We start from the raw sequence: 14,379 nt of genomic DNA, 5'->3' as shown, positions 1-14,379 counted from the left end.
AACCGCTCACGCGATTGTCTTCCTATTTCGGAGGCCACGGCCCAAGAGGACCAATCCCGTTCGCCTTCTCCTCGCGAGCAAATTTAGCGGCATCCTTGGAAAGGTACTGATCCGCCGCACTCTGCGCCCGAGGATCGTCGAAATACACCAACGCATTCGCTGCAATAACAGATGCCACATCCGGCGGCGCATTCTTGCACACGTCAATGATCAGTGAAACCGAATCCTTATCCTGCGCTCGGGCCAGTCCGCTAGCCGCAATATTCTGAGTCTCAGAATTAGGGGATGAAAGAGCTCTTCGAAGGAGACGTATTCCCCTGGGGTCCCGAGTTGCATCCACGATTTCAACGAACGTCAGCATCTCGTTAAGCTCTCGATCCTGCTTGGCCCACGCCTCATCTGACGAAGGCCACTCGATTGGCTTTCCCTGCGAATCGCTCTTCACAGCAGACGAGACTTCTCCTTCCAGCAACGATGTCTCCAGCCGCAACAGAAAATCCCAGTAGATATCGTCCTTGTCTCCGAGGCTAATCAAAGCGCTCGCAGTTCGCGCCTTATCAAGCTCATCCTGAGTGTTCAAAAAGGTTTTCTTCAGGATGGCAAGGTTCTCTGCGGGATCAAGCGGAGGCGGAGGAGGCACACACTGTTCCTCACCGGCTCGAGCAGCAGTTCGCGCATCAGGATCTCTCATAAATTGTCTTAGAGTATGCGAGATTAACGGCACCTCCTCTCCATGGAATCGCTTGCATGCTTCGACAATCAACGGAATCGAATCCTTGTCAAGAGCACGCGTCAGTCCGTCCGCCCCTGCCCAGACGACGTTGATGTTAGGTGACTTGAGAGCTTCGCGGAGTAATGAAATCCCTCTCGGATCACCAAATACCCCCTGAACTCTCTCCTCCAGAAGCCATTGCAACTCCATCTCTGCCTGTGAGTCTTGAGGAGCGTTATGGGCGCGGGCCCACACTACATACGCTGCATGTCCCGTGCAGTTCGTTGACGAGTAGCACTGTGTAGACGGAGCATCGCTCTCAATCGCCAACTTCGCCTGCTGTACCAGAAAGTCCCAGTACGCATTGCCCTTGTCAACCAGATCCACTAAAGCACGCGCGACTCTCGCCTTCACCACCGCATCCTGGCTCGTCGCAAACCGTGCTTCGAGGATTGGAACAAGCTGTCCCGCCTCTGCCTCGGCAGTCTGCTCTTGAGTCGCCGGACCGTAAACACCCTCCTTTAGGTGTCCAATCACGCTGCGGACTTTCTGGCTAAGGGCCTCGTCAACTTGGTCCTGCGAAGCTTGCCCGTGTACAATACCTACCAGCAGTGCACACCATACCGCGATGTGCAGGACTCCCAACATCCCACTCCGTAAATGGAGTTGCCTTGTAGACATTCCATTCTCCATGTCGCACCCTGTCTATGAGACACATCGCCGAATTTGAAACGGCAGTAATGCTAGCACTAATCAAATCGGCAAGCGTTCTCTTGTAACCCATTTGTTATGAGGCTTTTGTCCGCAACCCCTTTGTTACGAAGTTTTACCGCCTTCCATTTATGGCAACTTACTGATTCCAAGTAATTTATACTCAGGCGATGGAGATGTAAACCTTCCGAATCGCAACGTCACAACCTGCTCTACAATCGACCCTGATATGCCAACCGACAGCCGTACGACCCTCCTCAATCTCATCGCCACCCACTCCTTCAAGCTAGGTGATTTCACCCTCGCCAGCGGCCAGAAGTCGGACTACTACATCGACTGCCGCATCACCACCCTCCACGCCGAAGGCGGCCGCCTCTCCGGCCTCGTCCTCTACGACCTAATCCGCGAGATCCTCCCCAACCCGGAAAAGATCGAAGCCGTAGGCGGCCTTACCATGGGCGCCGACCCTCTGGTCTCCAACACCGCCAGCGCCAGCGCCTGGGCTCTCGCCGACTACAAAGAGATCGCCGAACTCTCCGACGCCCTCGAGCTCGACCCCGACGAACGCAGCGACGAAGGCCCCGCACCCACCCTCATCCACGGCTTCCTCGTCCGCAAAGCCGAAAAAACTCACGGCACTGGCCGCCGCATCGAAGGCTTCCTCAAACCCGGCGCCCACGTCATCATCGTCGACGACGTATGCACCACCGGCGGCTCCACTATCACCGCCATCGAAGCCACGCGCGAAGCCGGCATGCACGTCGCCGGAGTCCTCTGCCTAGTAGACCGCGAACAGGGCGGCCGCGCCAACATCGAAGCCGCGATCCCAGGCGTCCCCTTCCACTCCGTCTTCACCGCCTCCGACGTCCGCGCCGCTCACATCGCTCAGCAACAATCGAGATGAGCGCAGCGGAACAACAATCCAAAGCGCTCGCCTTCCTTCGCATCTCCATCGGCCTCATCTTCCTCATCTTCGCCGAGTACAAACTCACCAGCACCAGATTCATCCGAATCGGAATGGCCCAATACATCACCCAGTTCCTCAACGAAGGCTCCTACCCCTTCGTTCGTCCCTTCCTCAGAAACATCGTCCTCCCCCACTCCATCTTCTTCGGCACAATCGTCAGCATCTCCGAACTCCTTATCGCTCTCAGCCTTATCACCGGAGTCCTGGTCCGCTGGGCAAGCGTCGGTGGTCTGACCATGATGCTGGTGTTACTCTTCTCTTCGAACTATCCCGGTCCTCAGGCACCTTTCTGGGAGTTCTTCGGTGCCTCCCTGGAACACTCCATTCTTGCCCTCTGTTTCATCGCTCTACTAATCGCTCCCTCCAATCAGCGCTGGGCCCTCCACCGCTCCCAACAATAAACCCCGTCCCAAGCCTCTTCCGTCGTCCAGAACACTAGCCGTTCCCCATTGAAACAGCGGGATTTCCGCTGACGCCCCGTTTATTTTCTTGACTGTCGCGTGTCGCCACTGTTAGGGTTCGTTCGCTCTTCAAACAATAACCATTCCGGGCCTGAAAAGTTGTAACACCTTTCGGAGGTTTCACGTGATCACGCTCAAGAAACTAAGACTCATCGTTCCCCTCATCTTCCTCGCTCTATCGCCATCGCTCTTCGGCCAGGCGGTCAACGCAACCCTTCTCGGTACGATCACCGACCCAAGCGGCGCGACAGTCCCCGGCGTCAAGGTGACGGTCGTAGAAGTTGCGACAGGATCTACTCACCAAACTGTCACCAACGAAAGCGGTAACTACACGATCCCGGACCTTCCACCAGGCACTTATTCGGTTGTCGCTGAGTCGCCTGGGTTCAAGAAGGACACTCATCAGAATGTCGATCTCCTCACGAACTCCTCAACCCGTATCGACATCGCAATGGTCACCGGCAGCGTTTCTGAGACTGTCTTGGTTACAACCGCTCCCGCTCTCCTCCAAACCGACCGCGCTGACATCAGCGTAAAAATTGAAGCGAGACAGGTTGCCGACCTGCCCCTCGGCACCAACCGCAACTTCCAGACGCTCCTCAATCTGGTTCCCGGTATGGCGCCCGCAACATTCCAGCACTCTCAGTTCTTCAATGCGGCAAGCACTCTGCAGACAGAAGCAAACGGTCTGCCGCGCATGGGCAATCTCTACCAGATCGAAGGCATCGACGACGATGAGCGCACAGGCCTCCTCCAGATCATCATCCCGCCAGCCGAGTCCATTCAGACCGTTGACATCTCCACCAACAACTTTGAAGCAGAACTAGGCCGCGCCACTGGCGCAGTAACCAACGTCATCCTCAAATCCGGAACGAACGCCTTCCACGGTTCGGCCTTCGAATTTATTCAGAATAGCGCCGTCAACGCTCGCTCCTATTTCGGCGGTCCCCTTGGTCATCTGTCGTACAACTACTACGGCGGCAGCTTCGGCGGGCCCATTATCAAAGACAAACTCTTCTTCTTCGCCGACTACCTCGGCACCTCAGACCATGAACAAGTAAGCAACACCCTCACCATCCCAGATGCGCGCTATTACACCCCGAACGCTCAAGGGAATATCGATCTAAGTGCGGCTCTGGGAGCTGTCGATCCGAAGAGCAACACGAAGGTAGGCCAGGTTTTTGATCCTACCACGGGAGATGGCAAGACGACTCCGCGCACCCCTTATCCGAACAATCAGATACCGTTCAGCGCGGTAAATCCGATCTCTCTTAAGATTTTGCAGATGGTCAATGCCGAGGCTCTCACCAACGGCAAACTAAACCCCAACGCACCTCTGGTCAATCCAGCCAACAACTACACCACCAATCTTCCCTTCACAAAAGGCACGAACAGCTTCGACACCAAAGTGGATTGGACGATCAACGAGAAGAACCATCTCAGTGGTCGCTATAGTTGGCAGCGCGTCAACACATTTCAGGCGCCCGCATTTGGTGCCTTCTTAGGCGGCCCAGCTGGCGGCGGATTTGAAGGTACGGGCGTTCAGACCGCCTATAGCACCGGTGGAAACTACGACCACATCTTCTCTCCAACCCTCTTCACCGAAGTGCGATTCGGCGTCGCTCACCTGCGGAACAACTCGCAACCCAGCGACTACGGATCCAACGACGCAGACGCCCTGGGCATTCCAGGCGTAAACATCGCTGGACAACCCTTTACTTCCGGACAAGTCGGTCTCACCATCAACGGTGGCTTCTCGGGAACCCTTATCGGATACTCCGCTTCGGTTCCCTGGATTCGTGGCGAATCCAACATCGACTTCGTCAATAACTGGACTAAGGTCGTACGCAATCACACCTTCAAATTTGGTGGCGACCTCCGTCGTGTCCGCGACGACTTGCTGCAGGATCAAACCTTCAGCCCGCGCGGCGCTTTCACCTTCGGCGATGTTCAAACTTCCAGCAACGTCTGTCCGACCGGCCCTGCTAGTTGCGTCGCGGCTAAGACAAACATCTCCAATGACATCTCAAGTTTCCTCTTCGACCTGCCCAGTCTTGTGGGTCGTGATCTTAACACCTTCTTCCCGGCCTATCGGCAGTGGTGGTTCTTTGCCTTCGCCAGCGATAAGTGGCAGGCAAGTTCGAAGCTAACCGTAGACCTCGGCGTCCGCTGGGAGTTCTATCCCCCTGCAACCCCGCGGAATTCTGGTGGCTTCTCGAATTACGACCCCACTACGAACAACATCGTCATTGCAGGTCTCGGCGACAATCCCGACAACCTTGGCATGGAGACTCGATACAAATACTGGGCACCCCGCACAGGATTCTCGTATCGTGTTACCGATGACACCGTCGTCCGCGGAGGCTATGGCATCAGCTATATGCCCTTCCCCGATAACGTTTACGCTTACAACTACCCAATTCGCGCTAATAACAGCTACCAGCCCACTGGTTCGTCCCCTTTTACTCCTGCGATTGGTCCCGACGGAGTTACACCAGCTACCTTCCAGGCTGGCTTCCCCGCACCGGTTACAATCCCCATTCCATCCAACGGCATTATCCCAGCGAACACTCCCTTCCTGAAAAATCAGGCGTACTTCTACATTCCAAAAACCTTCAAGAATGCCTACGCCCAATCGTGGAACGTCGCCGTGCAGCAGGGCTTCCGCGGAAATCTTTCCCTCCAACTCGCATACGTTGCAAATCACGGCACCGACATCTCCGGCGCTCAGAACATCAACAATCCCACTACCTTCGGTGGTGGGTCGGCATCTCAACCGGAGAACATCGCCTTCGGACGCACAGCAGCTACCAATCAATACTTCCTGCCGTTCTCCTCGAACTACCAATCGCTGCAGGTACAACTCACAAAACGTTTCTCAAACAGTCTGGCATTTACCTCCGCATTCACATGGGGTAAAGCCATGGGCTACATCTCAAATAACGTCTCCCCAGCAAACAGTCCGGATGATGGCGGTCTCCTGTTCTACGCAGATCCGCACAGAAACTACGCGACACTCGACTTCGACAGAACGCTGAACTACGAGCAAAGCTTCACCTACGAGCTACCCTTCGGCCGCGGCCACAGCATGTTTAGCTCAGGCGTTGCCAACGTCGCGCTCGGAGGATGGAAGATCTCGGGAATCATCTCCGTACTCTCTGGTCTTCCCTTCTCCGTCCTGACCAACGGGGCAGGCCTCAACACTCCTGGTACCTCTCAAACCGCAAATCTGACAGGCACCTACCATGTCACCCACCAGGTTGGTGCGAACGCTCACTGGTTCGACCCGACAGCATTCTCTGTGCCTAACGGCGTGACTGAAGGGAATACCGGCAGAAACCAGTTCCGCGGACCAGGTTACATCCAGGACAACTTCTCACTCTTCAAGAGCTTCAACATCTTCCGAGAAGCCACCATGGAAACACGCATCGAGGCGTTTCAGTTGAGCAACACCCCGCAATTCGCCTTCAATACAAACTTCGGCAACACCAATAACTGCTGCACGTCAGCCAGTTTCGGGCAAGTCACGAACACTGTCGGCAGCGGCCAAGGTAGCGTGAACGGAGTAGGAGGCGGCCGCACCCTGCAAGCGTCGGTGCACTTCCTGTTCTAGCCGATGCTTGGCGAGACTCACTTGCCGGTCTCTGCGTCTAACAGAGACCGGCATCAAAATAACTTCAGTTCCACTGGAGTTACTCATTCATAGGAGCATCATGGCAGGCGTCTCAAGACGAAATTTTCTCGCAGGAGCAGGAATCACTGCTGCAACCTGCGCAGCCCGACCTCTCTTCGGTCTTCCCACTGCAGCTCAGTCCCCCTTTAAAATCGCTGTCATCTCCGACGAAATCTCTCAGGACTTCGATCACGCCTGCTCCGTCATCGCGAACGACTTCGGCTTGCACCACGTCGAACTGCGCGAGATGTGGGGCAAAAACCTCCAGGCATCAACCGACGCCGAAATCGCCGAAGCCCTCAAAATTCTTGCCAAGTACAACCTGCAGGTCACCGATATCGCCAGTCCTCTCTTCAAAGTAGACTGGCCCGGCGCCCCCAAATCGCAGTACGGCTCCAAGGGCGACATGCACGGAGCTGCAGAAACCGCCTACAAGCAGCAGGACGAAGTTCTCGCCCGTTCTATCTCCCTGGCCAAGCAATTCAAGACTGACAAGATTCGGTGTTTCGACTTTTGGCGTCTCGATGACGTCGCTCCCTACCGCGCAGCCATCAACGAAAAACTTCGCGCCACCGCCGAGATCGTCGGCCAACAAGGTCTCCTCCTCGTCATCGAAAACGAATTCGCCTGCAACACCGCCACTGGCCGCGAGGCCGCGAAGACTCTCAATGCCATCCAGTCCCCTCACTTCGCTCTCAACTGGGACGCAGGCAATGCCGTTATGCGCGGCGAGCTCGACGCCTTCCCCGCTGGCTGGGATGCCCTGCCCAAAAATCGTATCCACCATTGCCATTGCAAAAATGCCGTCAAGGACGACACCGGCAAGATCGTTTGGTCCCCTGTCGACAAAGGCTACATCGACTGGACCGCACAATTCCGCGCTCTCAAGCAGGTTGGCTATCGCGACGCCGTCTGCCTCGAAACGCACTGGCGCGGAGCTGGCACACCCGAGGCCTCTACACGCATAAGTTGGGCAGGCATGAAGCAATGCTTGATCAACTCAGGAACTTTCTAGTCTGCCACAGGCAGCAGCGATCCCCATTTTTTGAGAAAAGTGTATTGGGCCGTTTCAGCCCATCGGAGAAAAAAATGATTACCAGACGTGAGTTTCTCGACACCTTAGCAGTAGGAGCAGCAGGCCTCGCCGTCGGATCGACCGCAAAGAGCTATGCCCAGATACTCGGCTCGAACGACCGCCTCAACTTTGCCGTTATCGGCGTTCGCAGCCGTGCGTATGCTCACCTTTCCGCGCTAAAAGCAAACAAGAAAGATGCACGCATCGCTTATGTCTGCGACGTAGACACCAACACCATGAAGAAGTTCGCTACCGACACCGAGAAGGAGATGGGCGAAGCTCCCGCAACCGATCAGGACTTTCGCCACATCCTTCAGAAGAAGGACGTCGATGCCATCACCATTGCCACCCCCGACCACTGGCACACCCCTATGGCCATCGCTGGCTTGCAGGCAGGCAAACATGTCTATGTCGAAAAGCCCTGCAGCCACAACCCTGCTGAGGGCATCATGCTCGTACAGGCTCAGCAGAAGTACGGAAAGCTTGTTCAGATGGGCACCCAACAGCGCTCCTCTCCTCACACCATCGAAATAGTCGACAAAATTCACAATGGCGTTATCGGCCGAGCCTACTTCGCAAAAGCCTGGTACAGCAACGTCAGGAAATCAATCGGGACCGGTAAGGAAGCACCCGTTCCTACCCAGCTCGACTGGGACCTCTGGCAAGGCCCGGCGCCGCGCCGTCCCTATAAGGACAACCTGCAACCCTACAACTGGCACTGGTTCAAAATCTACGGTACCGGCGAGACCCTCAACAATGGAACACACGAGATCGACGTCTGCCGTTGGGCTCTTGGCGTCGACCTGCCCAACAGCATCGCTTCCTCCGGAGGACGCTACCAGTTCAAGGACGATTGGCAGTTCTACGACACCCTTGTCACCAGCTTCAAATACGACGACAAAGTGATTACCTGGGAGGGCAAGAGCTGTCAGGGGATGAAGTACTACGGCCGCGACCGTGGATCCACCATCATGGGCACCACCGGCACCGTACTGGTCGACCGCGACGGCTACGAAGTCTACGATCTCAAGGGAAACAAAACCAGCGAGTTGAAGGCAAACAAGGATCAAACCTCGTCCACTGACCTCACCGGACGCGACTCCATGACCGACGCTCACTTCGCCAACTTCATCGCCGGAATCCGCAAGGGAGAAAAACTCAACGCTCCGGTATCAGTCGGGAATGTCGCCGTCACCATGCTGCAGCTCTCTAACGTCGCGTGGGAAGTCAATCGCGAGCTGCAACTCGACACGACGGACGGCAAGGTACTTCACGATGCCGAAGCCATGAAGGGATGGAGCCGCGACTACGAAAAAGGCTGGGCGCCGCACGTCTAATTCTCGCGAGCGCGGTATGCGGACTGCAACCCAACAGCGGTCCGCATTTAGCCGCTCCATATTCATCGCCACTATCCGCGACGATCACATCAGCACAAATCTTCAGAAAGCACGAGTCACGACACTCATGACAAATAAGTTCTCACGTCGCAGCTTCGTTCAATCCGGCGCCCTTCTTGCCGCAGCAACTGTCACTTCGAGCACCCTCCCCTCATCAGCCATGCAGCCGTCCCCCGCGACGGGTGCACCGTCTCCAATCCATCTCGGACTGGCCAGCTACACCTTCCGCAACTTCACGCGCGCACAGATGATCGGCTTCATGAAGCAGCTCAACGTCTCCGAGCTGAACGTCAAAGACACCAAAGATCATCTCCCCATGGATCCAAGCGAGGAGGCAAAAGCACTCGCAGACTACACCGCCGCCGGCATCAAGCTCCACGCCGCCGGAGCCATCTACTTCACCAAGGACGACGACGCTGACATTCGCAGCAAGTTCGAGTACTGCAAGCGCGCTGGCATCTCGGTCATCGTCGCCGGCGACCCTGATCCTGCAACCCTTCCCCGCGTAGAAAAATTCGTGAAGGAGTACGACATCCGCATCGCGATCCACAACCATGGCCCCGAAGACAAGCTGTGGCACTCTCCCCTCGATATCCTCAAGGCCGTCAAAGATTTGGACCCGCGAATCGGCTGCTGCATCGATGTCGGCCACACTGTCCGTGCCGGCACAGACGTGGTCCAGGCAATCCACGAGGTCGGTCCGCGATTGTTCAACGTCCACATGAAAGACCTCACCAACTTCGAAAGCAAGGAGAGCCAGGTCGCCGTAGGAGAGGGCATCATGCCGGTGAGAGGAATCTTCGAGGCTCTCATCAAAACCAACTACAAAGGGTTCGTCGATCTCGAATACGAAATACACGCCGACGACCCGATGCCCGGAGTCATAGCCAGCTTCGCTTACATGCGCGGCGTCCTGGCCGGCATGGGCTATCTAACCCACAGCTAGCCCCACCTTCCCGCCCCAAACCGAGCGGAGAGCTTGCCGCATCAAGCGGCGAGCCTCCGTCTTTCCATGTCGGCATCCGCGCGAGAGTGTTATCCTGCCGCAGTCTCGCGTGGTTGAGTTTGCGCGGTCAAGAAGAGGGGGCCGTATTTGAACACGCTCGAGATTAAGGTCACGAAATACGGAGAAATCGAGGCGGTCGAGTTGAGCGGCCCACTCGTCCTTGGCGTCCCGGTCAATAACCTGCGACAGAAGATAGATAACCTCACTGCGCACGGAGCAAATCAGTTCGTCTTCAACCTCACCGGCGTCAATCGCATGGACTCAAGCGGCATCGGCCTTCTGGTCATGATTATGAGTTCGACCAAAGAGGCTGGCGGAGCCTTGAAACTTGTAAACCCATCCAAGCAGGTCACGCAGACTCTGAAGATGTGCAACCTCTTGCCCCTCTTTGAAGTCTTTTCCGAAGAGCAACAAGCTATCTCCTCCTTCGCAAAATCCTGAACAAATCCTGAACGGCACTTAAAAACCAGATTCGTCAAGCACAGGTTCCATACCTGTTGATGTGCCCACAACCGGCAAAGCCCAACCTTGACAGTCATTTGCAGACCCGTGCATAGTTTCTGCTGGTCAAACGTTTGCCTAATCCTCCCCCGTGTCTCAGGCTACGTCCATCGACGGTGGAGCATCTCCCGAACGTTTTCCAATCAGGAGGCATGATGCAACACTTTCGATCGAGCAACACTACTCATCTCACGAGGTCCCTGCGCTACGTCCTGGGCCCGGCATTCGTCGCCATCATCTTCACCCTGTGCGCAGTCTCCGCTCACGCACAATTCCGTGCGTCGATCCAGGGAACCGTCACCGACCCGCAAGGCGAAGTCGTGCCTGGCGCTACGCTCACACTCACCGACACCGACACCAATCACCCCATCACCGCGATCTCCAACGACAGTGGCGTCTATAACTTCAACGCGCTTCCACCTGACCACTTCAACCTGACCGTAACCGCAAAGGGCTTCAAGCAACAGGTCATCCAGGACCTCCACATCATTCCCGAGCAGCCCAACTCAGTCAACGTAACCCTGGAGCTGGGTGAAGCGACCACTAGCATCACCGTCTCCGGCGACGCCCTTCCCGCGCTCGACACCGAGACTGCCTCCATCAACGGTACCGTCAACAGCAATCAAATCCAGCACCTGCCTTCCTCCGGCCGCGACGTCTTCCAACTCGTACAACTCGCGCCAGGCGTCTTCGGTGACGGATCGCAGTCCTCCAACTCAAGCAACGGTAACCAGCTTCCCGGCACCGCAGGTCCTGGAGGAGCGAGCCGCGCCGCCGGTATCTTCCAAACGGAGAACGGTCCACAAGCCAACGCCAATGGCGGCCAGACTTCGACCAACGGCATCAACATCGATGGCATCAGTACAGTCAGCGCAGTCTGGGGTGGAACCTCCGTCATCACTCCAACCGAAGACTCCGTGGGTAGCCTTAAGGTCATCTCAAACGGATACGACGCGGAGGACGGCCGCTTCAGCGGCGCTCAGATTCAACTCACCTCAAAGACCGGTAGCAACCAGTTTCATGGCAGCTTCTTCTTCCGAGCCAGCCGCCCCGGCCTCAACGCCTATCAACGCTACAACGGTTCGGGCACATTCAACCCCGGCACCCCGGCCGAGCGTGGTCTCCTGCGAGACAGCGAACGCGCGAACCAGATTGGCGGTAGCATCGGAGGCCCCATTCTGAAAGACAAGCTCTTCGCTTTTTTCGCTTACGAAACGCAACGCGACAACACCTCTCAGCCGGGCACAGGCTGGTATGAAACCTCTGCCTTGCAAGCCCTCGCTCCCGCGAACAGCATCGCCAATACCTACCTTACCTTCCCAGGTTCTTCCGTAGTTGCGTCGTCCATGATCAATCAGACATGCGCCGACGCTGGCCTCGCCGAAGGTATCAACTGCCGCACCATCCCCGGACAAGGACTAAATATCGGCTCGCCGCTTAAACAGCCCCTTGGCACCCAGGACCTCACCTGGCAGAGCACAACAAATCCCGGCTTCGGTGGCGGTCTTAGCGACGTAGCCGACATCGCATTCTTCAACACCATCAATCCGACAATACGCACCGCAAGCCAATACAACGGCCGTCTTGACGCAAACGTCACGAAGAAAGATCACATCGCATTTGCAATCTACTGGGTCCCCTTGTCGATGACCAATCTCAACGGATCCGTTCGCACCTATAACCTCTTTAACCACGACCAGATCAATGAAGCATATTCTCTAGTCTGGAATCACATCTTCTCGCCGACATTCCTTAACGAAGCGCGCGCGAACGACGCTGGCTATCGATTTAATGAGGTAAGTTCAAACCCACAGGCGCCCTTCGGCTTGCCCACCGGGATCATCGATAATCTCGGTAGCATCAGCCTCGGCACCTTCGGAGCAGGCGGACCCTCCGACCTCAATCAACACACATATACCTACAAAGACATAGCCACAAAGATCCTCGCCAATCACACCATCAAGTTCGGGGGCGAGATAACACGGCTCTACTACCTCAACAATCCCACCTACTCCGCTCGTCCGCTCTATAACTTCTACAACATCTGGGACTTTCTCAACGACGCTCCCCACAGCGAAGCTGGCAACTTCGACCCCGCCACAGGCATTCCCACCACCAACCGCCAGGACACTCGCGAAGACCTCTATGGCTTCTTCATTCAGGACGACTGGAAAGCGAAACCCAATCTCACCTTCAACTTCGGACTTCGTTACTCCTACTTCGGACCATTTTCATCAAAGCAGAACAACATCGGGGTCGTTGTTCTTGGTACCGGGGACAGCACCTACACAGGCCTCACGGTTCGTCAGGGAGGCAACCTTACCAACGCCCAGAAGGGTAACTTCGGTCCGCAGTTCGGTTTCGCCTTTAGTCCTGACATGTTCCACGGCAAAGCTGTTGTTCGGGGGGGATACGGTCTGAACTATAACCAGTCTGAGATAGCCATCTCTGGCAACTCGGGAAACAATCCGCCCTATATTCTTGGCGCCCAGTACAACAGCGCCAGTCCTACCGCCATTAACCCGAGAATCGTATACAACATTGCAAGCGATCCGAACTCGCTCTTTGGCTACCCTCCCAATCCCAATGCCATTGGAGGATTCAACTCTGTAAATCTTCCTATTGCAGGCGGAGCCTTTCTCTACGACTTCCAGGCCGACCAACCCACTATCTACACCCAGCACTACTCGCTCGACACTCAGATCGACCTCGGCCATCAGTTCGTCGTGACAGCCGGATACCAGGGGAGCACGACACGTCATCTCATCCTTCAATCGTTCCTTTATGTCGACGCATTCGCACTCGGCCAACCGCAAAATCCCCTCGTGCAAAACGTTGACCGGTACGGCAACACCGGCAGTTCGAATAACAACTCCCTGCTAGTGGGTTTCAAACATCAGATGTCCCATCAATTCATGTTCGATGCGGAGTTCAACTACGCAAAGACCATGGATACCGGATCCAGCCCTTTCTATCAGGATCCCTATCCCTACCTTCCTTATCTGGCTTATGGCCGTTCCGACTTCAACTACGGCAAAGCCCTCAAAATCTACGGCCTCTGGCAGCCGAAGTTCTTTCACGGAAACAGTCTCGTCTCGAAGCTCGTCGACGGCTGGTCACTCAGTGGCATCTTCAACCTGCACACGGGCTTCCCTTTCACCCCAACCTACAGTGTCCCTGGCGGCAATCTCTACTACTCCGCCAGCGGATATTCCACACTCCGTCCCGCCTTCTATAACGGAGGCGCCGGAAGCAACACAGGCAACGACGCCTTCGAGAACGGCAAGCCAAACCTGAACTTCCCCAACGCAGGTCCGACTCAGCCGTACTTCGCGATCCCCGCTACGGGCATTCCAACCACAGGAACTACCTACGCTCTGCCGCAGCTTCCTTACGTCGCTCGCAACTCCTTCACCGGCCCCGGATATAAGGACGTCGATGCGACCATCGCCAAGTCCTTCGGTCTTCCAAAAGCCCGCTTCATCGGAGAAGACGCCGTCATCGAATTTCGAGTCGACACCTTCAATCTCTTCAACAACATCAACCTGACCCCCAGCTCGGTGGTCACCAACTTCCAACTTCCAAACTTTGGGCAGGCCCAGAACGGCCTATCCGGTCGCATCGTCAATATGCAGGCCCGCTTCAGCTTCTAGCTAACAACCTAATCCTCTGCACCTGGACCCGCCTCCAGGTGCAGAGGAAAAATATGACATCCTGAATTCGTCGTTCTCTGCACCGTTTCCCGTATGTTCGTCATCCTGAGCGAAGCGCTATATGGTCGTGATCCTGACCCTGAGCGCAGCCGAAGGGGAAGGATCTCTGTATTTCGTCGTTGCTTTTGCTTTTGTCTTCACTTCACCATCACCCCAAAGTCGA

9 protein-coding genes are annotated in these 14,379 nt (G+C 55.9%); 8 read left to right on the top strand and 1 reads right to left on the bottom strand.

Going from position 1 to position 14,379, the window contains the following annotated elements:
- Positions 1-22 precede the first annotated feature (22 nt).
- Positions 23-1,393, bottom strand: a complete 1,371-nt coding sequence (locus tag HDF14_RS07770) for a HEAT repeat domain-containing protein (RefSeq protein ID WP_183975184.1) — start codon at positions 1,391-1,393, stop codon at positions 23-25.
- A 259-nt stretch (positions 1,394-1,652) separates the two neighbouring features.
- Here HDF14_RS07770 and HDF14_RS07765 point away from each other — a divergent pair, with 259 nt between their 5' ends.
- The 8 genes from HDF14_RS07765 to HDF14_RS07730 all read left to right on the top strand — a co-directional run bounded on the left by HDF14_RS07765 (position 1,653) and on the right by HDF14_RS07730 (position 14,156).
- Entirely contained in the window at positions 1,653-2,327 is a 675-nt protein-coding gene (locus HDF14_RS07765; protein WP_183975182.1) for an orotate phosphoribosyltransferase, read from the top strand.
- Entirely contained in the window at positions 2,324-2,791 is a 468-nt protein-coding gene (locus HDF14_RS07760) for a DoxX family protein (protein ID WP_183975180.1), read from the top strand. The genes HDF14_RS07765 and HDF14_RS07760 overlap by 4 nt, the downstream gene beginning before the upstream one ends.
- A gap of 184 nt (positions 2,792-2,975) precedes the next feature.
- Entirely contained in the window at positions 2,976-6,464 is a 3,489-nt protein-coding gene (locus tag HDF14_RS07755; protein WP_313899514.1) for a TonB-dependent receptor, read from the top strand.
- Between the two features lie 100 nt (positions 6,465-6,564).
- The gene (locus HDF14_RS07750) at positions 6,565-7,539 is read left to right on the top strand and encodes a sugar phosphate isomerase/epimerase family protein (protein WP_183975178.1); all 975 of its coding nucleotides are present in this window, start codon (positions 6,565-6,567) and stop codon (positions 7,537-7,539) included.
- A 74-nt stretch (positions 7,540-7,613) separates the two neighbouring features.
- Positions 7,614-8,936 (top strand): Gfo/Idh/MocA family protein, encoded by a 1,323-nt coding sequence (locus HDF14_RS07745; RefSeq protein ID WP_183975176.1) that lies wholly within the window; start codon positions 7,614-7,616, stop codon positions 8,934-8,936.
- A 127-nt stretch (positions 8,937-9,063) separates the two neighbouring features.
- Positions 9,064-9,942 (top strand): sugar phosphate isomerase/epimerase family protein, encoded by an 879-nt coding sequence (locus tag HDF14_RS07740; RefSeq protein WP_183975562.1) that lies wholly within the window; start codon positions 9,064-9,066, stop codon positions 9,940-9,942.
- Between the two features lie 147 nt (positions 9,943-10,089).
- Positions 10,090-10,443, top strand: coding sequence for an STAS domain-containing protein (locus HDF14_RS07735; RefSeq protein ID WP_183975174.1), 354 nt, complete (start codon positions 10,090-10,092; stop codon positions 10,441-10,443).
- Between the two features lie 212 nt (positions 10,444-10,655).
- Positions 10,656-14,156, top strand: a complete 3,501-nt coding sequence (locus tag HDF14_RS07730) for a carboxypeptidase regulatory-like domain-containing protein (RefSeq protein ID WP_260698108.1) — start codon at positions 10,656-10,658, stop codon at positions 14,154-14,156.
- Positions 14,157-14,379: the final 223 nt, after the last annotated feature.

Source organism: Tunturiibacter gelidiferens, assembly GCF_014201335.1.
In the GTDB taxonomy this organism is placed as follows: Bacteria; Acidobacteriota; Terriglobia; order Terriglobales; family Acidobacteriaceae; genus Edaphobacter; species Edaphobacter lichenicola_E.
Note: the sequence above shows the minus strand (reverse complement) of the source record. Positions and strands in the feature narration are given on the sequence as shown.